The 20,527-nt window shown below is 57.7% G+C and carries 20 protein-coding genes; 1 reads left to right on the plus strand and 19 read right to left on the minus strand.

From position 1 onward, the window contains the following. Positions 1-22 precede the first annotated feature (22 nt). On the minus strand, positions 23-1,387 hold the full coding sequence (locus tag GWQ29_RS02410) for an MDR family MFS transporter (protein ID WP_021140393.1): 1,365 nt from the start codon (positions 1,385-1,387) through the stop codon (positions 23-25). A gap of 186 nt (positions 1,388-1,573) precedes the next feature. Here GWQ29_RS02410 and GWQ29_RS02415 point away from each other — a divergent pair, with 186 nt between their 5' ends. After that, the gene (locus tag GWQ29_RS02415; protein WP_219597633.1) at positions 1,574-2,170 is read left to right on the plus strand and encodes a beta-phosphoglucomutase family hydrolase; all 597 of its coding nucleotides are present in this window, start codon (positions 1,574-1,576) and stop codon (positions 2,168-2,170) included. 192 nt (positions 2,171-2,362) lie between these two features. On the opposite strand, the gene GWQ29_RS02420 is transcribed toward GWQ29_RS02415, so the two are convergent. From GWQ29_RS02420 to tapM, 18 genes are all read right to left on the minus strand, one after another. Continuing rightward, positions 2,363-3,160 carry a DUF1338 domain-containing protein gene (locus tag GWQ29_RS02420; protein ID WP_058393827.1) on the minus strand — a complete coding sequence of 266 codons (798 nt, stop codon included), beginning with the start codon at positions 3,158-3,160 and terminating at the stop codon, positions 2,363-2,365. 151 nt (positions 3,161-3,311) lie between these two features. Beyond that, positions 3,312-4,781, minus strand: a complete 1,470-nt coding sequence (gene astD / locus GWQ29_RS02425; protein ID WP_275918675.1) for a succinylglutamate-semialdehyde dehydrogenase — start codon at positions 4,779-4,781, stop codon at positions 3,312-3,314. Positions 4,782-4,865: 84 nt separating this feature from the next. Continuing rightward, the gene (gene astA / locus GWQ29_RS02430; RefSeq protein ID WP_005317100.1) at positions 4,866-5,885 is read right to left on the minus strand and encodes an arginine N-succinyltransferase; all 1,020 of its coding nucleotides are present in this window, start codon (positions 5,883-5,885) and stop codon (positions 4,866-4,868) included. Between the two features lie 75 nt (positions 5,886-5,960). Next, the gene (locus GWQ29_RS02435; protein ID WP_275918676.1) at positions 5,961-7,178 is read right to left on the minus strand and encodes an aspartate aminotransferase family protein; all 1,218 of its coding nucleotides are present in this window, start codon (positions 7,176-7,178) and stop codon (positions 5,961-5,963) included. 277 nt (positions 7,179-7,455) lie between these two features. Next, on the minus strand, positions 7,456-8,037 hold the full coding sequence (locus GWQ29_RS02440) for an aminodeoxychorismate synthase component II (RefSeq protein ID WP_275918677.1): 582 nt from the start codon (positions 8,035-8,037) through the stop codon (positions 7,456-7,458). Between the two features lie 21 nt (positions 8,038-8,058). Beyond that, positions 8,059-8,274: a hypothetical protein gene (locus GWQ29_RS02445; protein ID WP_005317103.1), complete on the minus strand. Its 216-nt coding sequence runs from the start codon at positions 8,272-8,274 to the stop codon at positions 8,059-8,061. Between the two features lie 123 nt (positions 8,275-8,397). After that, the gene (gene trpS, locus GWQ29_RS02450; protein WP_275908530.1) at positions 8,398-9,402 is read right to left on the minus strand and encodes a tryptophan--tRNA ligase; all 1,005 of its coding nucleotides are present in this window, start codon (positions 9,400-9,402) and stop codon (positions 8,398-8,400) included. Between the two features lie 38 nt (positions 9,403-9,440). Next, positions 9,441-10,109, minus strand: a complete 669-nt coding sequence (locus GWQ29_RS02455) for a phosphoglycolate phosphatase (RefSeq protein WP_021140400.1) — start codon at positions 10,107-10,109, stop codon at positions 9,441-9,443. Then, complete coding sequence (gene rpe / locus GWQ29_RS02460) at positions 10,096-10,770, minus strand: ribulose-phosphate 3-epimerase (RefSeq protein WP_005317108.1); 675 nt, start codon at positions 10,768-10,770, stop codon at positions 10,096-10,098. Before rpe ends, GWQ29_RS02455 begins: the two co-directional genes overlap by 14 nt. A 253-nt stretch (positions 10,771-11,023) precedes the next feature. Beyond that, entirely contained in the window at positions 11,024-11,896 is an 873-nt protein-coding gene (locus GWQ29_RS02465) for a Dam family site-specific DNA-(adenine-N6)-methyltransferase (RefSeq protein ID WP_275908531.1), read from the minus strand. Positions 11,897-11,966: 70 nt separating this feature from the next. After that, positions 11,967-13,562, minus strand: coding sequence for an SPOR domain-containing protein (locus tag GWQ29_RS02470; RefSeq protein WP_275918678.1), 1,596 nt, complete (start codon positions 13,560-13,562; stop codon positions 11,967-11,969). Continuing rightward, complete coding sequence (aroB, locus tag GWQ29_RS02475; protein ID WP_275918679.1) at positions 13,555-14,634, minus strand: 3-dehydroquinate synthase; 1,080 nt, start codon at positions 14,632-14,634, stop codon at positions 13,555-13,557. Before aroB ends, GWQ29_RS02470 begins: the two co-directional genes overlap by 8 nt. Positions 14,635-14,648: 14 nt before the next feature. Beyond that, the gene (gene aroK / locus GWQ29_RS02480; RefSeq protein ID WP_005317117.1) at positions 14,649-15,167 is read right to left on the minus strand and encodes a shikimate kinase AroK; all 519 of its coding nucleotides are present in this window, start codon (positions 15,165-15,167) and stop codon (positions 14,649-14,651) included. Between the two features lie 191 nt (positions 15,168-15,358). Further along, positions 15,359-17,551 carry a type IV pilus secretin PilQ family protein gene (locus tag GWQ29_RS02485; RefSeq protein ID WP_275918680.1) on the minus strand — a complete coding sequence of 731 codons (2,193 nt, stop codon included), beginning with the start codon at positions 17,549-17,551 and terminating at the stop codon, positions 15,359-15,361. 16 nt (positions 17,552-17,567) lie between these two features. Then, positions 17,568-18,098, minus strand: a complete 531-nt coding sequence (locus GWQ29_RS02490) for a pilus assembly protein PilP (protein WP_275908534.1) — start codon at positions 18,096-18,098, stop codon at positions 17,568-17,570. After that, the gene (gene tapO / locus GWQ29_RS02495; RefSeq protein ID WP_059111487.1) at positions 18,095-18,694 is read right to left on the minus strand and encodes a PilO family type IV pilus biogenesis protein TapO; all 600 of its coding nucleotides are present in this window, start codon (positions 18,692-18,694) and stop codon (positions 18,095-18,097) included. Before tapO ends, GWQ29_RS02490 begins: the two co-directional genes overlap by 4 nt. Beyond that, positions 18,691-19,269 carry a PilN family type IV pilus biogenesis protein TapN gene (gene tapN / locus GWQ29_RS02500; RefSeq protein ID WP_275908535.1) on the minus strand — a complete coding sequence of 193 codons (579 nt, stop codon included), beginning with the start codon at positions 19,267-19,269 and terminating at the stop codon, positions 18,691-18,693. The genes tapO and tapN overlap by 4 nt, the downstream gene beginning before the upstream one ends. Then, on the minus strand, positions 19,257-20,330 hold the full coding sequence (gene tapM, locus GWQ29_RS02505; RefSeq protein ID WP_275918681.1) for a PilM family type IVa pilus assembly protein TapM: 1,074 nt from the start codon (positions 20,328-20,330) through the stop codon (positions 19,257-19,259). Before tapM ends, tapN begins: the two co-directional genes overlap by 13 nt. Between the last annotated feature and the right edge of the window lie 197 nt (positions 20,331-20,527).

The raw sequence follows: 20,527 nt of genomic DNA on the forward strand, positions 1-20,527 counted from the left end.
TTCACATCCAGTCTGATCGTCATCAGGCAGGCATGGTAGCCAGCTCGTGCCGCTTCAATGCCAATAGTGTGATGAGCAAGGCGGCACTGGCGATCAGCGCCATGCCGATATAGGTGGCGCTGAACCCCGGAGCCAGCTCGACCGGACTCAGGCTGGCCAGATTGTGGCTGGTGCCCGCTGGCAGGGCGGCATGAAACAGCACGGAGCAGATGGCGACCCCGACCGCGCCTCCCAGCTCACGGCCGAAGTTGAACAGGGACATGCCGATGCCGCGATCCGCTGCCGGCAATGCATTTTGCACCACAACCGCGAGGGCCGGCAGCACCAGCCCCAGACCCAGACCGGCAAAGCCCAACCCCAGACTGGCCCAGACATCGAAATGAATTTGCCACAAAGCCAGCGCAGACAGTGCAAAGCCCACCACCACGAACCGCTTGTAGTAACCGGTGCGACCGATCAGCTTGCCGCCGACGAAAGCACCCGCCGTGATGCAGACCATGAAGATCACCATGTAGAGGCCGCTCTCACTGGCCCCCATTCCCTTCTGCCACTGCATCTGCAACGGCAGATAGACCAGCACGGCAAACATCAGCAGTTGCGAAACCAGTGCCAGCAGCACGCTCACCAGATAACCGGGCAACCGCACCAGATGGACAGGCAGGATAGGATCATGGGCACGTCGCTCCACCAGGATCAGCAGCAGCAAGGCAACCGCCAAACCCGCCGCCAGCCAGATGGGGGGCAACGCAGTCTCGGGTGATAACAGCAACAGGGTCAGCGTGGTCACTGTGATGAGCAGTGCCGCCCCCTTCCAGTCGAAACGGCTGTGACGACGCACATTGAGATGCTTGAGGTTGCGGTTCACCAGCCAGATGGCGAGCGCCCCGAGAGGCAGGTTGATCCAGAAGATCCAGCGCCAGCTCAACTGCTCGGTAAAGTAGCCGCCGAGCAGAGGCCCGGCGATGCTGGAGACCGCATACACGGCCGAGATGTAACCCTGATACTTGCCCACCTCCCGTGGCGGTATGCAGTCGGCAATCACGGTAAAGGCAAGTGCAATGAGGCCGCCGCCCCCCAGCCCTTGCAGCACGCGAGCCGCCAGCAGGGTCGGCAGATCCTGCGCCAGAGCGCAGGCCACGGATCCCGCCAGAAAAAGACCAATACCGATATTGAGCATGCGTACCCGACCGAACAGGTCGCTCAACTTGCCATACACGGGCAGGGCGGCGGTGGCTGCCAACAGATAGGCGGTCACCACCCAGGTGAGGGCTGCGCCTGCGTTCAGCTCGGCGCCAATGATGGGCAAGGGGGTGGTGACTATGCTCTTTTCCAGTGAACCCAGGGCGATCACCAGGGCCACGCTTGAGAAGATGGTTTTTGGGGACATATAACCGGCTCGCTAATGTGAAATGCCAAAATCTGCGGCAAAGAACTTATTATTGTCTCATAAATCATTATCCGATGGCTAAAACCACTGCCATCCAGCGGCCAGTCCCTTGACCATGACGGCCGTCGCGGCATCCGAACGCCGGATCTGGTAGTGTGGTCTTTTGCCCCAAGAGGAAGCAGACCCATGTCCGAGCAGTTCCGGTTTGATCAATATGACGCCCTGATTTTCGATATGGATGGCACCCTGGTGGACTCCATGCCCCTGCATCTGGATGCCTGGGAGGCAACCAGCGCAGAGTTCGGTCTGCCGTTCAATCGTGAGCAACTCAATGAATATGGCGGCATTCCCACCCGCAAGATAGTGAGCATGCTGGCCGAGCAGCACGGACTGGATATCGATGTGGATGCCTTCACTCGCCGCAAGGTGGCCCTCTATCTGGCGCATATCGACAAGGTCAGCGTCTTCCCCTCCATGTGGGAGCTGGTCAGGCGCTGCCACGGCAAGGTGCCGATGGGCATAGGCACTGGGTCATCGCGGGATCATGCCGAGCGCATTTTGAAAAACACCGGCCTGGATGCCTATATCTCCGTGCTGGTCAGTGCCGACGACATCCACAACCACAAACCCCATCCGGATACCTTCCTGAAGGTAGCCGAGCTGCTCGGCGCCAATCCCGCCAACTGCCTGGTGTTTGAAGATACCCAGATCGGCATTCAGGCAGGCAAGGCCGGCGGCATGACCACCCTGCTGGCCACCGAAGGCGCGCTGCAGCAGGTGTGACAGACGAGTATCCTGGCCCACCCTTGCGGGTGGGCTCGGTCGTTCAACTCCGACTCGGCTGAGATATCGCGCAGCGGCCTGGATGAGAGCATATCAGCGACAAACGGGGGTTTACGAAGTCAAGGGATCTGGGCCCGGCACAAAACGCCATAAAAAACGCCCCTTTCGGGGCGTTTTTGCCAACCATCGCCGTTACATGGCGTTGGTTGATTCGAAGATCTTGTCGGCCGAGGCTTCGACGAAGCCCGGGTAGAGTACGCCGTCGGCCTGCGGGTAGCGCAGGGCGAACTCGTAGAAGCAGCTCGGGATGGTGCGCACGCCGTCGCTGAAGGGTACATCCGCCTTGTCGGCCATGGTGGAGGATTGCTCCAGCATCACCTGCGGGTCCCCTTTCACCTCGCCACCCACGCCGTTGAGCACGAAGCCTGCCGCCTTGAGGGCGGCGTTGACCTGCTGGATGGTATCGAACTGCTTGAGGCGATTGATGTTGACGGTGAAGTGGTTGGCGCGATAGCCCCAGGCCGCCATCCAGGCTGCGTATTCGCTCTCTGCCAGCAGGGTCTGGTAATCGGCCCAGGATACCTGCCAGGGCGCCCCCGTGTAGAGGAATGCCTGGGTGTCGGTCAGGTGATCAGGCACCTGCTCAGCCAGCTTGTGGATGATGGCCTGGGCCGCCTCGGAGAGCTCCTCCACTTTCAGCTCGCTGATAAACACCTTGGGGGCATCCGGATCTTTATGCTCGAAGTGCTTGGCATAGAGCTTCTTGGCCTTGAACACATACTCACCCTTCTGCTCGTAACCGAGCGCCAGGAAGTGGGCGGCCAGCTTCTCGAGGCCCAATTTGGGCAGGTTGTAGGTGCGAAACGCCACGTGATCATTGACGATGGGCTCGCCGCCACCCAGCAGGGTGTGGACCTTGAGGGCACTCGGGGTGACTTGAATGTAGTTATCCCACAAGTGACCGAACAGGGTGTCGATATCCTTTTGCATCTCTCTTTCCTTTGATTGCGGGTACAGACAAGGGCACCTGTTCAGTGCCCCTTTTATTTTTTGTTATCAGCGCTCAGCTTTCTGTTATCAGCGCTCAGCGCAGGGGAGGACAGTGTCAGCCGTGGCGGCCTTGCTGCCAGCCTCTTCCTTGTTAAAAGGTCAAACCAGGCGACAACTGCTCCGGCATGGAAGCCTTGCTGTCCTCGACGGAGGCAACGGGATAAGCACAGTAGTCGGCGGCGTAGTAGGCGCTCGCCCTGTGGTTGCCGGAGGCACCTATGCCGCCGAACGGCGCGGCGCTGGAGGCACCCGTGATGGGCTTGTTCCAGTTGACGATACCGGCTCGGATCCGCTTGAAGAAATGCTGCCAGTCCGCCTCGTTGTCACCGAGCAAGCCCGCCGAGAGGCCGAAGCTGGTGGCATTGCCCTGGTCGATGGCGGCATCGAAGTCGTCGTAGCGAATGAGCTGCAGCAGCGGGCCGAAATACTCTTCGTCCGGCAGTGCACCGATTGCGGTCACGTCTATGATGCCGGGCGACACGAAGCCAGTGCCCGCTTCCAGGTGTTTGAGGGTGAGCAGACTCTCACCACCCAGTTGTTGCAGGTTGGCTTGCGCCGCTACCATGCCGAGAGCCGCTTTCTCGCTGATCATGGCCCCCATGAAAGGCTGATCGGCGGCATCATAGAGACCGACCTTGATCTGGCCGACCACCTCCACCAATCGCTTGACCAGGGCATCGCCCCGGGCACCGCGCTCGACAAACAGACGGCGGGAGCAGGTGCAACGCTGGCCGGAAGTGATGAAGGCTGACTGGACTATGGCATGGACGGCGCCATCCACATCGCTCACATCTTTGACGATCAGCGGGTTGTTGCCGCCCATCTCCAGCGCCAGGATCTTGCCAGGCTGGCCAGCAAACTGCTGATGGAGGAAATGGCCGGTACGGGACGAGCCGGTAAAGAAGAGGCCGTCGATATCCGGATTGCCTGCCAGCGCCTTGCCGGTCTCAACCTCACCCTGTACCAGGTTGAGGACACCCTTGGGCAGACCCGCCTCCTGCCAGATCTTCAGCATGGCTTCAGCCACCATGGGGGTCAGCTCGGAGGGCTTGAACACCACTGTATTGCCCGCGATCAGCGCCGGTACTATGTGACCGTTGGGCAGATGACCAGGGAAATTGTAGGGGCCGAACACGGCGACCACGCCGTGGGGCTTGTGGCGCACGAATGCCTTGGCACCCGGCATGGGGTTCTCGACAGTGCCGGTACGCTCGTCATGAGCGCGAATGGAGATGGCAATCTTGCCCTGCATGGCGGCCACTTCGGTGCGGGTTTCCCACAGGGGCTTGCCGGTTTCGCGGGCAATGGTGAGCGCCAGCGCCTCCTTGTGCTCGCCGAGCAGATCGGCGTAGCGGCGCACTATGGCCAGACGATCCTCGAGGGCCAGATCGGACCAATGGTAGAAGGCAGCGCGGGCTGCCTTGACGGCTGCATCCACCTGACTGGCACTGGCGGCGCCCCCTTGCCAGATGACTTCATTCTTGGCCGGATCCATTGACTCGAACGGCTTGCCTTCACCCGCCAGCCACTGGCCGTCGATAAGTTGTACTAAATGGCTCATCAATTCACTCCCTGTGTTTCACAAGCAGCCTTGGCTGCCTGTTTCATATGCGGTTCTGCTGCCTTCAACACCAGACAAGGCGGCTCAGTCGAGATCGACGACACGCACCATGTCGCCATCCTGCACCTTGAGTGCCGCCGCCATCTTGGGCGGAATGATGGCCTCGTGCTTGTCCAGATCGACCCGGATATTGCCGTGGCAGGCGCGATACTGTTCGTAGCGGGTGTTGCAGATCAGATGGGTCTTGCCACCTATGGGCTCGCCAATCAGCACCCGCAGCTTCTGGCTGCGGCGCACGCTGCGAATGTTCTTTACGTCGCACTCGACGGTGGGGCCGGCATCGAAGATGTCAACGTAGCCACGGTTCACGAACCCCTCATCCTGCAGCATCTTGATGGCCGGGCGGGTCTTCTCGTGGGTCTGGCCGATGACGGCGCGCGCCTCGTTGCTCAGCAGGTTGACGTAGATGGGGTACTTGGGCATCAACTCGGCGATGAAGCGCTTCTTGCCGATGCCGGTGAGATAGTCGACGGTAGGAAAATCCATCGAGAAGAAATGCTTTTGCAGCCACTCATAGAAGGGGCTGTGACCTTTTTCATCGGAGACGCCACGCATCTCGGCAAAGACGGTCTTGTCAAACAGCTCGGGGTGCTCGGCCATGAACAGGAAACGATGCTTGGAGAGCAGGCGGCCATTGAGACCCTCGCGGGCGCATTCGCGCAAAAACAGGGTGCACAGCTCGGAATTGCCGGTGTAGTCATTGGACAGAGTGAGCGTCTCGACCACGTTGTAGATGCCGAGCTTGGGGGAAGAGTGCACCACCTTGCCGATGTGATAGTTGTAGAACGGCTGGGACAGGCCGACGGCCGCATCGATGGCGCAGGTACCGACCATTTCGCCGGTCTCCAGATCCTCAGCCACGAAGAAGTAGAGGCAATCTCCCTTACCTGCCGGTTTGTCCGAGAAGGTCTGGGTCGAGGCATCTATCTTGCGCTGCAGCAGTTCATCGTTGACAGGCAATGATGTCATGCCGGTGCCGGATTCAATGGCACAGGTCTTGAGACCGGCAAAATCTTTTTGCTCGATAGGACGGATAACCAACATAAATGACAACTCCCTTTCATTGACGACAGGTGGGGTCCCGGCTCCTGCCGGGAGGGCTCCCCACCTCAATTAGGATCAGGCGTTAACCACCTGGGCAACCGCTTTCTCGAACCGTGCCAACCCTTCCTTGATGTCCGCTTCCGGAATAACCAGTGACGGTGCGAAGCGCACCACGTTAGTGCCTGCTACCAGTGCCATCAGCCCCTGATCGATGGAGGCCAGCAAGAAATCACGGGAGCGGCCCTTGTAGTCATCGTTCAGCACGGCGCCGAGCAACAGGCCCTTGCCACGCACTTCACTGAAGCAGTGGTACTTGGCATTGATGGCGTCGAGACCGGCGCGGAACAGCTGTTCACGCTGCTTGATGCCGCTCAGCACTGCCGGGGTGTTGACCACGTCGATCACCGCCTCGGCCACCGCGCACGCCAGCGGGTTGCCGCCGTAGGTGGAGCCGTGAGTGCCCACTTTCAGGTGAGCCGCGATTTCATTGGTGGTCAGCATGGCACCGATGGGGAAGCCGCCGCCAAGCGCCTTGGCGCTGGTGAGGATGTCAGGCGTGACGCCAAGGCCCATGTAGGCAAACAGATCGCCGGTACGGCCAACCCCGGATTGCACTTCGTCATAGACCAGCAGGGAATTATGCTTGGTGCAGAGTTCGCGCACCCCTTTGGCAAACTCGTCGGTGGGACTGATGATGCCCCCCTCCCCTTGCAGCGGCTCCATCACCACGGCGCAGGTATTGTCGGAGATGACGGCAGCCAGCTCCGCCAGATTGTTGTAAGTCACATGGGTGATATCAGCCGGCTTGGGACCGAAACCATCCGAGTAGGCAGCCTGGCCACCCACGCTGACGGTAAAGAAGGTACGACCGTGGAAACCCTGATGGAAAGCGATGATCTGGGTCTTGTGCTCACCGAATTTCTCGATGGCATAACGACGGGCCAGCTTGAGGGCCGCTTCGTTGGCTTCGGCGCCCGAGTTGCAGAAATAGACCTTGTCGGCGAAGGTGGCGGCAACCAGCTTCCTGGCCAGGCGCAGAGCCGGCTCGTTGGTCATCACGTTGGAGAGGTGCCACAGCTTCTCGCCCTGGGTTTTCAGGGCTTCGACCAGCTTGGGATGGCAATGACCCAGGCCATTAACGGCGATCCCGCCGGCAAAGTCGACATACTCACGGCCTTCCTGATCCCAGACACGTGACCCTTCACCACGCACCGGGATGATCTTGGCGGGCGCATAGTTGGGAACCATCACTTCATCAAACACTTCACGTGTCACTGCCAACAACTCTGACATATTGCTCTCCTTCGATCTGGCGACAGAATAATCCACCGCCCAAAAGTTAAATCCATGTAAACACATCGGCATTGTCACAGAAAAAAAGCTAAAAGTCTGCAACAAAGCAAGTTACAGGGAACAATGTTCGATTGCCTGTGAGATTTTAGGCAACCGCATTGCATAACGGCTCAGGGGGTGTTGGCAAGAGATAATTTGGACAGGGAGGGGGGTGAATAAAGTGTCAGGGAAAATATTTTTGGCCTCATCTCGATTCTGTGAGGCCAATCACAACCATTCAGGAACTGGTTAGAAAATTGCCCAGCAATTGGTAGCCCTGCTCGCTCAGAATGCTCTCCGGATGGAACTGAACTCCCTCTATATTCAACTGCTTATGGCGCAGACCCATGATCTCCTCAAAAGAGCCATCGGCGTGTTCACTCCAGGCGGTAACCTCGAAGCAGTCGGGCAGAGTTTCCCGTTCCACGATGAGCGAATGGTAGCGGGTGACCCGCAGCGGGTTGTTGAGCGCCTTGAATACTCCCTCGCCCTGATGGCGAATAAGGGAGGTCTTGCCGTGCATCACCTGACGTGCGCGCACCACTCTGGCACCGAAAGCCTGCGCCAGGGATTGGTGACCGAGACAGACACCAAGGATGGGGAGCTGACCCGCAAAACGGCTGATGGCCGACAGGGAGATACCCGCCTCATTGGGCGTGCAGGGGCCGGGAGAGATCACCAGATAACGGGGAGCTAGCTGCGCTATGGTATCCAGCGTCAGCTCGTCATTGCGCTTTACCACCACCTCTTGCCCCAGAGCGCCAAAATACTGCACCAGGTTCCAGGTAAAGGAGTCGTAGTTATCGATCAACAACAGCATGGGGCAACCAGAGGCAGAGAATCAACGATCCAGATAGCGGCCCTGCTCCATTTCGCGCTCGCGCTGGCATTCTGCCAGATAGATGGCGGCGGCAATGGCGGGGGTGTTGTGATATTTGTCGATGGCGTTGGAGACCATCAGTTGCAGGGTATTGAGGTTCTTGGCCTTGCGGAATTTACGCAGCCAGTGACCCTTGTCACCCAACTCTTCAATCGTGGTGTTTAATTCGACAGACATGCTCACTCTTGGGGCAGAAGCCCGCGTTTGAAATTGGAAGATGAATTAACGAATAGCAGGTCGGGTAAAACAAAGAAAGCCAGGCAAAGACCCAGCTCTCTTCTACTACACCTTCCCAGTATGTCAGGCTCGAGGAACGAAGCCGACTACATCATATACGCTGGTCAGTGTTTTTTCAGCCCTTTCACGCGCCTTTTGTGCGCCTGCCGCCAAAATTGTTTGCAGATGAGCCTCATCCTGACGCAACTCGCGGAAGCGCGCCTGAATGGGCTCCAGCAAGGCAACGACCGCCTCGGCAGTCTCGGTCTTGAGGTGACCATACATCTTGCCTTCGAAGTGCTGCTCCAATTCGGGGATGGAACGGCCTGTCACCCCGGACATCAGGGTCAGCAGGTTGGACACACCCGGCTTGTTCTCGGGATCAAAACGCACCACTGCCGGCTCGTCGGAGTCGGTCACGGCACGCTTGATCTTCTTGACGATCTGCTTGGGATCTTCCAGCAGGCCGATGAAGTTGGCCTCGTTGTCATCAGACTTGGACATCTTCTTGGTCGGATCCTGCAGGCTCATCACCCGCGCACCTTCGGTCGGAATGAAGGGTTCCGGCAGGGTGAACACTTCGCCGTACAGGTTGTTGAAACGGGTGCAGATGTCGCGAGTCAGCTCCAGATGCTGTTTCTGATCGTTGCCGACCGGTACCTGGTTGGCCTGATAGAGCAGGATATCTGCCGCCATCAGCACCGGATAACCGAACAGGCCGACGTTGACGTTGTTCTCGAAACGGGCGGACTTGTCCTTGAACTGGGTCATGCGCGACAGCTCGCCCATCTGGGTGTAGCAGTTCAGGATCCAGCCCAGCTCGGCGTGCTGCGGCACGTGGGACTGGATGAAGACAGTGCTCTTGGCCGGATCGATCCCCACCGCCAGATAGAGGGCGGCGGCATCGAGACACGCCTTGCGCAGTGCAGCTGGCTCCTGACGGGTGGTGATGGCATGCAGATCGACGATGCAGTAGAGGCAGTCGAAGTTATCCTGCATGTTGACCCACTGACGCAGGGCGCCCATATAGTTGCCTATGGTCAGCTGACCCGACGGCTGGGCCCCGCTCAGTACGATTGGTTTAGTCATGAGAGTGTTAATCCTTGTTATTCGGCCAACCCGACACCTTACTCGGCTAACAGGGCATCGAGCTGGGCAAACTGCTCATATACCCAGTCCGGGCGGGAATCTGCGATGGGACGGCCATAGTTGTAGCCGTAGGTGAGCCCCGCTACTTTCATGCCGGCAGCCTGGGCGGCCAGCACGTCATTTTCGGAGTCGCCCACCATCAGGGTGCGGGACGGACTGACGCCCAGCTCATGGCAGGCATGCAGCAGGGGCTCGGGGCTCGGCTTCTTGACCGGCACACAGTTGCCACCCAGCCAGAGCGCGAAACAGTCGCTGATGCCCAGAGCATCCAGGATTGGCTGCACGAAGTGACTCGGCTTGTTGGTCACCACGGCCTGTTTGTAACCCAGCTTTTGTAGGCGGCGCAGGCTCTGTTCCACACCGTCATACATTTCAAGTCCTTCCAGCAGGCAGGCCTGATAGTGCTGATCGAACAGGGGGCGGGCCCTGGCAAACAGTTCAGGAGCCTCACGATAATCCAGGGCGCGCTGGATCAGCTTGTCGGCGCCATTGCCGACCCAGGTACGCACCACAGCTTCATCAGCCTCGGCCAGACCCAGTTCAGTGAGGGTACGGTTGACCGCCAACGCCAGCTGGGGGGCACTGTCGATCAGGGTGCCATCCAGATCGAACAGCACCAGATCAAAATCACGCTCAGCGCTGGACATGGCTCAGCTCCGCACGCATCTGGTCGATCACCGCCTTGTAGTCCGGCTGGCTGAAGATGGCAGAGCCCGCCACGAACATGTCGGCACCGGCTTCGGCGATGGCACGGATATTGTCTACCTTGACGCCGCCATCGATCTCGAGGCGAATGTCACGGCCGCTCTCGTCAATCAGGCGACGCACCTGACGCAGCTTGTCGAGTGTACCGGGGATGAAGCTCTGGCCACCGAAGCCAGGGTTGACCGACATCAGCAGGATCACGTCCAGCTTGTCCATCACGTACTCCAGGCAGGAGAGCGAGGTCGCAGGATTCAGCACCAGACCGGCCTGACAGCCCTGCTCTTTGATGAGACCCAGGGTACGATCCACGTGATCGGACGCTTCCGGGTGGAAGGTGATCAGGTTGGCCCCCGCCTTGGCGAAGTCCGGAACGATGCGATCCACCGGCTTGACCATCAGGTGCACATCGATGAGCGCCTTGATGCCATAGTCGCGCAGGGCCTGACAGACCATGGGGCCTATGGTCAGGTTGGGAACATAGTGGTTGTCCATCACATCGAAATGCACCACGTCGGCACCGGCGGTCAGCACCCTGGCAACATCGTCACCCAGACGAGCGAAATCGGCGGAGAGGATTGAGGGGGCAATCAGAAAGTCTTTCATCAGCGTCATCCATTGGCAGCGTGGCAGAAAAAGCGGCGCAATTTTACCGCAAATATCAGATGAAAACGACCCGAACACAGGCAGGAAAAAGCGGGCCACCCGATTTACCGCCCATATCCGGCGAAAACGACCCGAACACAGGCAGGAAAAAGCGGGTCACCCGATTTATCGCCCATATCCAGCAAATACGAGGCGAACACCAGGATGGCGGCAGGCAGAAACAGCAGCGGCACCCGAAAGTGCCGCCAGAGGATCAGCCGAACGAAACAAGTTCGGCGTCGCTTGGGTAGTAGCCCTGTTCCGGCTCTATACCGGGCGGATAAAGCGCCAGCAGCTCGGCTACCTTGTTGCGGCTGCCACCGTTGCGACTGATGGTGCGCTTGACCAGGATCTCGTCCAGTCGGGCGCCACGATAGAGCTCACGGGTCAGCGCTATGTCGTGGTTGCTGATTAGCACCGGCACCCCCTTGCGGGCAGCGGTATGACGTGCCAGCCGCGCCAGTATGGCCTGATCGTCCAGGGTAAAGCCGCCGGCTGAATAAGTGGTGAAGCTCGCCGTGTTGGAGAGTGGCGCATAGGGGGGATCGCAGTAGATCACCCAGTCTTCCTCGGCACGCTTGATGGCATCGGCGTAGCTTTCACAGATGAAGGTCGCCTTCTGCGCCTTCTCGGCAAAGGCCCACAGCTCTTTTTCAGGGAAGTAGGGCTTCTTGTAGGAACCGAACGGCACGTTGAAGCCGCCCTTCTTGTTGTAACGGCACAAGCCATTGAAACCGTGGCGGTTGAGAAACAGGAACAGCATCGCCCGCTCGAAGGTGGCTTCAGTCTGGTTGAACTGGGTGCGCAGCCGGTAGTAGGCCGCCTTGTGATTGTGCTCCGCTACGAACAGCTTGCGTGCTTCGGTGATGAAATTATCCGGCATCACCTTGAGATGGTTGTACAGACAGATCAGATCCGGATTGATATCGTTGAGCACATAGGCATCGTAGTCGGTGTTGAGAAAGACAGACCCGGCCCCGACGAAGGGCTCCAACAACACACGCCCGGCAGGCAAACGCTCGGCAATCTCTTCAACCAGGGAGTATTTTCCCCCGGCCCATTTTAAAAAAGCGCGTGTTTTTTTCATGGAAATCCGGTGTTAAGAAGGCATAGACCCAAAAAGGGGGACGATTCTACCCCCTTCTCAGGCCGAATGGCTATTGCTTCAACTCTTTTTGTACCTGAGCAAACGACTTGGGCCAGGGCTGCCCCTTGAGCAGGGCGGGCGAGAGCTTGCGAATGGCGGCCTTGGCCTGAGTGGTGTTGGCGTAATCCCCTTGCAGCACCACATACCAGGGGCTGCCACGGAACTGGGTTTTGTAGACCCAGACATTGCCAGTCAGACCGTGTTCGGCCACAAACTTGTCAACCGCTGCTGTGTTGCTCGCCCCCATCAGCTGGACGCTGTAGTGATTTCTGGGCTTCTTGTTCAGGGTCGCCGTCGGCGTCAGGGCGACCTTGGGCGCAGGTGCAGCCGCCGGCTCGACAACGGCTGGCTTGGCGACCGGTTTGGTAACGAGTGCCGTGTTCAGGGCCTTGGGCTCAGTGGCCGATTGGGGAGCTTGCGCTGTCAGTCCCTGGGTCGATGGGTTCTCGGTCGAAGCAGCCCGGGAACTGACACCGGTCAGCTCATCCACCACACCAGTAGGCAAGGCACCGCTGACATTGGGTTGTTTCATCAGCTTCTGGACCACCTCGTCGGAGATCACCACACGGCGCCCCTCATAGTTGGTCGATTCAGTGGTCAGCGTTTCGCTCTCGACGGCTTTGGGCAATACCTTGGCATCAGGCTGCCAATCACGCACCACACCACCCGGGTTATCACCGCTGGCATTCGGGCTGCTTTGACCGCCATTCTGACCGTCATTGCTGCTACCGCCTGCGGTCAGTGGATCTCCGCCTGAGACGGGAATGGGCAAAGCAGTGGTTTGCGAGGGGGCGAGCCCGGTGCTCTTGCTTTCGTCGCTGAACAGGGCTGGCAGCAGATAGCTCAGGGCCAGCAGACCGCCGGCAACCAGCGCCAACACTATGGCAATCTTTTTAACGGGCAACTCGGCCTGACGTTTCTTGGGCCTTCTGTCGGTCATGATATCCTCCAGTAACTGCATGATGGTGGACGGATGTCCATTCGCCACGTTCAGGATCTCTTCCACTTTCAGCTTGGGCAAGAGGGCTGTCGGGATCTTGAGCTCTTTGGCTTTCTCATACAAGAAGATACGTTGCTCCGGTGCGCTCAGTGGCGCGACCTCCAGCTCCAGAGCCGGCATGGCCCGCCCTTTTAGCAGGCTTTTCTGAGTGCGACACCAAACGTCACTCCCGGAGAGCACGATCGCCAGCTGGTGTGGCATGGGCAGGGTATCGTTATGACGACAGAGACTCCACAGCTCGCCGACCAGCTCAGCAGGCAGCTCGTCAGCACGCTCGATCAGCAGCAACAGGGTGGAGGGCTTGCCCTCCAGCATGCGAAAGAAACTTTCTGCCAGCGCATCCTGCGGATTGAACAGCGGCCTTGCCACCACCTGGGGCAGCAGCAGCTGGCGCACGTCCGCCATCTTCATGGCTGTACTGCCAATCAGGCTCACTACCCGCACTTTTTCGGGCAAGTTGCCGAGCAGGGATTCACACAGGGTGCCGCGGCCACTGCCGGGTTTGCCGGAGAGAAAAATAAAAGGGTGATTGAATTCAATCAGATGCAGCAGCCGATCAACCAGCTGCCGCTGGGAAGGAAATTTAAGCAGCTTATTGTTACTCACGACCAGACTCAATCACCGCCAGCAATTCATCATCGGAGACATCGGCTACGACCTGCGCGTGACCGATACCGACCGGCAGCACCAGTCGCAACTTGCCTTCCAATACCTTCTTGTCTCGGCGCATATGGCGAATGAAGGCAGCGAAATCCATATCGGCAGGTGCCTGAATGGGCAGATTGGCCGCCAGCAGCAGATCGCGAATGCGGGCAAGCTGCCTTGCATCCAGATCGCCCCGGGCCTCGGCCGTGGAGGCAGCCATCATCATGCCTGCAGCAACCGCTTCACCGTGCAGCCAGTTGCCATACCCTTTTTCAGCCTCGATGGCGTGACCAAAGGTGTGACCGAGATTGAGCAGAGCGCGAACCCCGTGCTCCGTCTCATCCTGCGTCACCACATCGGCCTTGATTTCGCAGCAACGGCGGATGGCATACGCCAAGGCTGCCGGTTCCAGCGCCTGCAGACGGGACATGTTGGTTTCGAGCCAGGAGAAAAATTCGACGTCCCAGATGATGCCGTACTTGATAACCTCGGCCATGCCGGCAGCAAATTCGCGGGCAGGCAGGGTCTTGAGGCACTCGGTATCAATGACCACATGCTTGGGCTGATAGAAGGCTCCAATCATGTTCTTGCCAAGGGGATGATTGACGGCGGTCTTGCCGCCGACGGAGGAATCAACCTGGGAGAGCAGTGTGGTAGGCACTTGAATAAAAGGAATGCCACGTTGATAGCTTGCCGCAGCAAAGCCGACAACATCTCCTATCACACCGCCCCCCAGGGCGATCAGTGTTGTGTCCCGACCATGATTGGTTTCCAGCAGAGCAGACATGATCCGCTCGAAGGTTGCCAGGGTCTTGTAAGCCTCACCGTCCGGCAGTATCAGGTGTTCAACCTGAAAACCGGACAGCAACTGGATAATCCGCTCAAGATACAAGGGAGCGACAACGGTATTGGTCACTATCATGACCCGTTTTCCCTTGATGGTTTGTGTCAGCACTTCTGCATGCTGCAACAGACCCGCCGCTATCTCGATGGGATAACTGCGTTCACCCAGTTCGACCTTCAACCTTTCCATGGACGTCCTCTAGATTACATGCCGATCAACTTAACAATTTGATTGGCAACGATTTTCGCGCTCTGATCATCAGTCTGGATGACAAAGTCAGCCACTTCTTCATACAGCGCATTGCGCTCTTGTGCCAGACGCTCGAGCACTTCGCGCGGCGGCTCTTCAGTTTGCAGCAGTGGGCGACGCTTGTCTCTTTGTGTGCGCGCCAGCTGCTTCTCAATCGTTGTTTCGAGGTATACCACGATACCGCGAGCAGAGAGCTTGTTCCGTGTTTCTCGGCTCTTGATGGCACCGCCACCCGTCGCCAGCACGATACCCTGCTGTTCTGAAAGGTCGCCTATGACCTTCTCTTCGCGGATCCGGAAACCCTCTTCGCCTTCAACATCGAACACCCAGCCGATATCGGCACCACTGCGGCGCTCAATCTCATGATCTGAGTCGAAAAACTCCATATGCAGTTGTTCTGCCAGATGTCTACCTATGGTGCTCTTGCCCGCACCCATGGGACCTATCAGGAAAATATTGCGTTTCTCAGCCATGTCTTTTCGTTAGTAATTACAAACTGTACGACCCCGACAAACACTCGATCGGGGTACCTATGAACCTTATCTTGCGATGGATCAGGAGAGGGATTATCTCAATAGAAATCAGGACTGGCAACCGCAGCCCTTACGCCCCAGCATCATTGGGGCGTAAGGTTATATGTGTTTTACCCTCACATGTAAAGCATTCAGAAGGCGTCGGTAACTATCTTGGGTGTCACGAAAATCAGCAATTCCCGCTTTTTATTCTCGCTGGTTGTCTTGCGAAACAACACGCCAAGGCCTGGGATATCACCAAGCAGAGGCACCTTGCTGACGTCGCTCTTGATGGTCTGCTGATAGATGCCGCCGAGCACCAGGGTCTCGCCATTGTTGACCAGCACCTGGGTCGTGATGGACTGGGCGTTGATGGAAACCGCATCACCGGTACCGGTCGGTACCGTTTCCCCCTTGGTATCCTGGGTCACGGTCAAGTCCAGAATAACCCGGTTGTCCGGCGTGATCTGGGGAGTAACCTTGAGGCTGAGGACAGCCTTCTTGAAGGTAACCGAGGTAGCACCACTGGAGGAGGACTCCACATAGGGGATCTCGGTCCCCTGCTCGATCAATGCAGGTTTCTGGTTGGCCGTAGTGACTCTTGGACTCGCGATAATCTCTGCCTTGCTCTCCTTTTCCAGCGCCGACAGTTCAAGATCCAGCAGAGTGCCATCCGCCAGACGAGCAACCTGGAATGCCAGGGTGCCAGCGGCGTTGGTGACCGGCAGGTTGACGTTCATCCTGTCTTCTACCCCGGGTCGAGTGATGGCAGAACCACCGTTGTTGTTGCCTGATCCATCGTTGCCCTCGATGCTGCCTGAGGTACTGTTACCATGCCCGTCGTTCTTGGTCACGCCCCAGCGCACCCCGAGTGCCTCGTCAAAACCATCATCTATGGTGACCATGCGCGCTTCGATCACCACCTGCTTGACCGGAATGTCGAGGATATCCAGCATCCGCTTGATGTTGCTGATCACATCGGCAGTGTCCTTGACCACCAGCACGTTGGTCCGCTCATCCACGCTGACCGCCCCTCTGGCAGAGAGCAGCTTGGTGTTCTCGGAGGAAAGCAGGGAGGCCACCTCGGTCGCCTTGGCATAGTTGATCTGCAGGTATTCGGTGTAGAGTGGGGCCAACTCGGCCACCTGGTTGCGACTCTCCAGTTGCTGCTTCTCACGCAGCGCAATCTCTTCGGCAGGCGCTACCAGCAAAATATTGTTATCCAGCCGTTTATCCAGCCCTCTCACCTTGAGGATGATGTCCAGCGCCTGCTCCCAGGGCACGCCATCCAGTCGCAAGGTGATGTTGCCTGCCACTGAGTCCGTGGTGACCAGATTGAGGTTGTTGAAATCAGCGATGAGCTGCAACACGGTTCGCACCGGGATATCCTGGAAGTTGAGCGAGATAGGCTTGCCCTGATACTGTTTTCCAGCCGTTGCCGCTATGCGTTTCTTCACCTCTACGATGAACATTTTGTCAGCCTGATCGTAACGGTAATCAAACTGGCCGTTGACGGAGAGCTCGAACAGGGTGTCATTGCCCTGACGGAACACCTCCACCTGGGAGACGGGGGTGGCGAAGTCCTGCACATTGATCAGGTTGAGCAGCTCATCCGGTATCCGGGTGCCATGAAATTTGGCCAGCACTGTCTGCCCTCGGCTGCTGACATCCACCGCCGCAGAGCTGTTGTCCAGCATCACCAGAAACTCCCCCTGCCCATCCTTGCCCCGTCTGAAGTCCACACCCTTGACGGAATTGAAATAGGCACCGCTCGCCTCAGTGCTGGATACGGGCAAAACCGGTTTGCGGGTAACAGGGGCTGCAGCCTGGGCTGACTGGGCAACTATCTGGGTATTAATCAAGGCTGACTGGGTCACGGCTTGTGTATTGACAGGCGCAGACGGCGCTGGCGATACCATGCCGGATGACTGGGACGAGGCTGGGGACGGCATGCTTGCCTTGTCTCCCAGCGCCACCAGCAGCTTGTTGCCCTGCTGATGCACCTGATAAGGGGTCAATTGGTCGAGGGCAATCTTGATGTCGAGACCCGTCCCTTTACCCTCTACCTTGAGGTTGTCGACCCCCTGTTGCTTGATCGGCAACGGATTGACATTGAGCACCCCCACGGCCCCAGGTACATGCAACAGCAGCTGGTTAGGCTGATAGGAGAGGCGGTCGGTAAATCCGCTGACGGGTTCACTGAAGCTCAGCTCCAGCAGCAGCTGATCGGCCATCAGCGGATTGACCCTGACCTCTTGCAATGTGGCCACGGCCCAGGCCTGGCCACATACTCCGGCGCAAAACAGCAGGATTACTCTGGTGACACTACCTATTGTTGCTCTCATCGCAGTTCATCCCTGATTATCGTTTTGCTTCAAGATTGGCCATGCTCAACTGGGTTTCTCTGGTGACCCAACATCCTTTGCCATCCGGTACAATCTCAATCAAATCCACGCTAGTGTCAGTGATCCTGATCACCCGCCCCTGATCCAATCCCATGTGCTGATTGAGACCAACCCGTATGGATTGGCCATCCGGCGTCCGGACCAGAGCCCACAGCTGCCCTTGCTGGCCAAGGGAGCCCTGCATGATGAGGTTGGCCAGAGAGTACCTCTCCAGTACCTCCTTCTCCCGGTTGGCCACTATCTGGGCACAATCAGGCTTTACCTTGGCATCGACCTTGGCACTGCTGGTCTCCGGCTGGGGAGTAATAAAGGGGCTACGCTGCTCACTGAGGCGATAAGCCATGGGAGAAAAGGGTTTGATTTCAGGCAATGGCTCAATGGGGACCGGCTTCCTGGCCTTGGTCTGAGCCACATAGTTATCCATGTCATCCTGGCCACTGCAGGCGGTCAGCAAACACACCGACAACAGCACGCAGATCATTCTCATTTTTGCTGCCCCACTGACTTGCCGTTGTACTTGTAGGTCTTGGCTAGCATCGACATGGCGATCAGCTCATCTTCTCCCTTGCTCTGGCCAAGGTTGAACGACTCAAGGATAACGATGCGCGGCAAAGCCGCCATGTCCGCCGTGAACTTGCCAATCTGATTGTAGGTGCCCACCACTTCGATACGCATGGGCAGTTCGGTGGAAAACTCGTGCTTGATCTCTGGCTCCCAGTTGATGCGATTCAATTTGAGGCCATTGTCGGTCGCGATGAAACTGATATCGTCCAGCAAACCCGCCACCTCATGGGTGTTGGGTAACTGCTTGAGTTGGGCATCCACCAGTTGTTCAAGCTGCACCATTTGCGCCTTGTATGCGCCCAGATTGGCCGCAAGCATCGCCTTGCTCTCAAACTGCCCCTTCAGCTCCGCCTCTTTATTTGTCTCCTGAGTCAGCAAGGTCAACGAATTTGCTATCACGTAGTAATAGATGGCCCCCCCCAGCAGCGCACAGAAAAACAGAATGAAAATCCCTTTGGCCAGCTTGGGCCAGCTGGCAATGCTGCTGAGATCCAGTTCATTGAGTTGTTGCAGGTTCATTGTTGTCCCTTAGTCACATCGACGTTGACGCCGGCTGTCGTCGCGACCAGAAACATCATGGAGAACTGACTCAGCGACACAGGTGCGACATCTGCCGCAAAAATCGTGCTGATCTGTGACTGGCTCAGCCAGCCGGAGCCATCGATGCGCCGCATCATGCTGGCGACCCTGCCATAGGCTTCGGTCTTGCCGTTGACGTCGATCCGGTTGCTTTGCAAAGCAAGCGTGTTCAGATAAATCCCATTGGGCACCAGCGAAGGCAGCTGATTGAACAGGCGAACCGGCAGATTGCGACGCATCTGCAGCTGTTCAATCAACTGCATGCGATCGATCAGCTCCTTGCGTCGCTCCTTGAGCAAGCGGATCTCGCCAAGTTGCGCATCGAGTATGGTCATCTCTTGCAGCAAACGCTGATTGCGCTGCTGCTGATGGCTGATCTGCTGCTTCACCAGCCAGTCGGCGGCAAAGCCGAGAGAGGCGGTGATCGCCAGGAAAATCCCGAGCATGACCCCGAACTGTTTCTTCTGGCGCAGGGCGCGGGCTTCACGCCAGGGAAGGAGGTTTATATTTGACATGGTGTGAAGCTCCTCAATGCCAGTCCCAGCGCCGTCATGTACTTGGCACCATGGACCACACCTCCCTCCCCTTTAGGCTTGCCGAACAAGCTGAAAGGATCCGGATGCAACACCTCGCAATTGAGTTCATCTTGCAATTGGCTGACAAGCCCGGGCAGCAGGCTCCCGCCTCCGGTCAGGACAAGCTTTGACAACTCCCGATAGCCAGAGGAGCTGCAAAACAGCTGAACGTTGCGCCTGACTTGCTGCAACAGGGCATTGATATGGGGTAACAGCACATCCAGCTCATGGTCAGCGGGCAGAGTGCCTTTGATCTTGGCCTGCTCGGCTTCCTCCAGGCTCATGCTGTAAAAAGAGGAGAGTGCCTGACTGTATTGATCCCCGCCAAAATTCTGCAGTCTGGAATAAATCGTCTGGCCTTTGACCAAGGCCGCAAACGTCATGGCACTGGCCCCGATATCGATCACTCCAACCGGTTTTTCCCAAGTAAGCAGCTCGGGCTGGCAGGCGAGGACGGCGCGCCCAAGGGCATGAGCTCCCACATCTACTACCTTGGTGGTCATGCCCGCCTCTGCCAGGGCGCTGACCCGCCCATTCACGCTTTCGGTACGGGCCGCACTCAGCAACACTTCCTGCCGGTCCTGATCACTGGCCAGGCTCAGGATCTCAAAATCCAGGCTCACTTCATCGAGGGGAAAAGGGATGATCTGCTCGGCTTCCAGCTGTACCTGATTTTCCAGTTCATTTTCGCTGAGGCGAGCATCGACCTGGATCACCTTGGTAATGACATTGGAGCCGGTAACGGCAGTGGCCGCATACTGGCTGTTGCCATTGATAAGGCGCTTGAGAGTCTTGAGAGACTGGCTGACCCGTTCGATATCCTGCAACTGGTAATCGACCAGGGTGCCCTTGGGGGTAACGACTTCCGCCACCGATTCGAGATGCAACTTGCCGGGACGACCAGTGATGATCACGGCCTTGATAGTCTGGCTCCCAAAATCAATACCTGCCAAGGGAAGCAAGGAACCTTTATTGAATAGCCCAAACATATACACATCCATGCGTTATTGGGTTTTAGGATTGATTGTAGGACAGCTCACAGCAAGGTGACGGCTTAACTCATCCTAAATGCTCTATCTATCAATGTCATAAAGTTTGTACCGAAAAGTGATGTATCTCGCTTTCTGGCTGCCCCCGCCTCCCCTTGGTTATTGAGCCACAGAATGCTAACCTCCCGCCTCTTGTCGAGGACCCTGAC

The organism is Aeromonas sp. 2HA2, assembly GCF_029237345.1.
In the GTDB taxonomy this organism is placed as follows: Bacteria; Pseudomonadota; Gammaproteobacteria; order Enterobacterales; family Aeromonadaceae; genus Aeromonas; species Aeromonas salmonicida.

Bases quoted from the DNA above. Each gene is read 5' to 3' on its own strand.
- GWQ29_RS02465 (WP_275908531.1), bottom strand. From the start codon at position 11,896: ATGAAAAAAACACGCGCTTTTTTAAAATGGGCCGGGGGAAAATACTCC.
- GWQ29_RS02445 (WP_005317103.1), bottom strand. From the start codon at position 8,274: ATGTCTGTCGAATTAAACACCACGATTGAAGAGTTGGGTGACAAGGGT.
- aroK (WP_005317117.1), bottom strand. From the start codon at position 15,167: ATGGCTGAGAAACGCAATATTTTCCTGATAGGTCCCATGGGTGCGGGC.
- GWQ29_RS02485 (WP_275918680.1), bottom strand. From the start codon at position 17,551: ATGAGAGCAACAATAGGTAGTGTCACCAGAGTAATCCTGCTGTTTTGC.
- GWQ29_RS02455 (WP_021140400.1), bottom strand. From the start codon at position 10,109: ATGTCCAGCGCTGAGCGTGATTTTGATCTGGTGCTGTTCGATCTGGAT.
- tapM (WP_275918681.1), bottom strand. From the start codon at position 20,330: ATGGATGTGTATATGTTTGGGCTATTCAATAAAGGTTCCTTGCTTCCC.
- tapO (WP_059111487.1), bottom strand. From the start codon at position 18,694: ATGAACCTGCAACAACTCAATGAACTGGATCTCAGCAGCATTGCCAGC.
- GWQ29_RS02435 (WP_275918676.1), bottom strand. From the start codon at position 7,178: ATGTCAGAGTTGTTGGCAGTGACACGTGAAGTGTTTGATGAAGTGATG.
- GWQ29_RS02420 (WP_058393827.1), bottom strand. From the start codon at position 3,160: ATGCAAAAGGATATCGACACCCTGTTCGGTCACTTGTGGGATAACTAC.
- astD (WP_275918675.1), bottom strand. From the start codon at position 4,781: ATGAGCCATTTAGTACAACTTATCGACGGCCAGTGGCTGGCGGGTGAA.
- aroB (WP_275918679.1), bottom strand. From the start codon at position 14,634: ATGGAAAGGTTGAAGGTCGAACTGGGTGAACGCAGTTATCCCATCGAG.
- GWQ29_RS02415 (WP_219597633.1), top strand. From the start codon at position 1,574: ATGTCCGAGCAGTTCCGGTTTGATCAATATGACGCCCTGATTTTCGAT.
- GWQ29_RS02440 (WP_275918677.1), bottom strand. From the start codon at position 8,037: ATGCTGTTGTTGATCGATAACTACGACTCCTTTACCTGGAACCTGGTG.
- GWQ29_RS02410 (WP_021140393.1), bottom strand. From the start codon at position 1,387: ATGTCCCCAAAAACCATCTTCTCAAGCGTGGCCCTGGTGATCGCCCTG.
- tapN (WP_275908535.1), bottom strand. From the start codon at position 19,269: ATGTCAAATATAAACCTCCTTCCCTGGCGTGAAGCCCGCGCCCTGCGC.
- GWQ29_RS02490 (WP_275908534.1), bottom strand. From the start codon at position 18,098: ATGAGAATGATCTGCGTGCTGTTGTCGGTGTGTTTGCTGACCGCCTGC.
- trpS (WP_275908530.1), bottom strand. From the start codon at position 9,402: ATGACTAAACCAATCGTACTGAGCGGGGCCCAGCCGTCGGGTCAGCTG.
- astA (WP_005317100.1), bottom strand. From the start codon at position 5,885: ATGTTGGTTATCCGTCCTATCGAGCAAAAAGATTTTGCCGGTCTCAAG.
- rpe (WP_005317108.1), bottom strand. From the start codon at position 10,770: ATGAAAGACTTTCTGATTGCCCCCTCAATCCTCTCCGCCGATTTCGCT.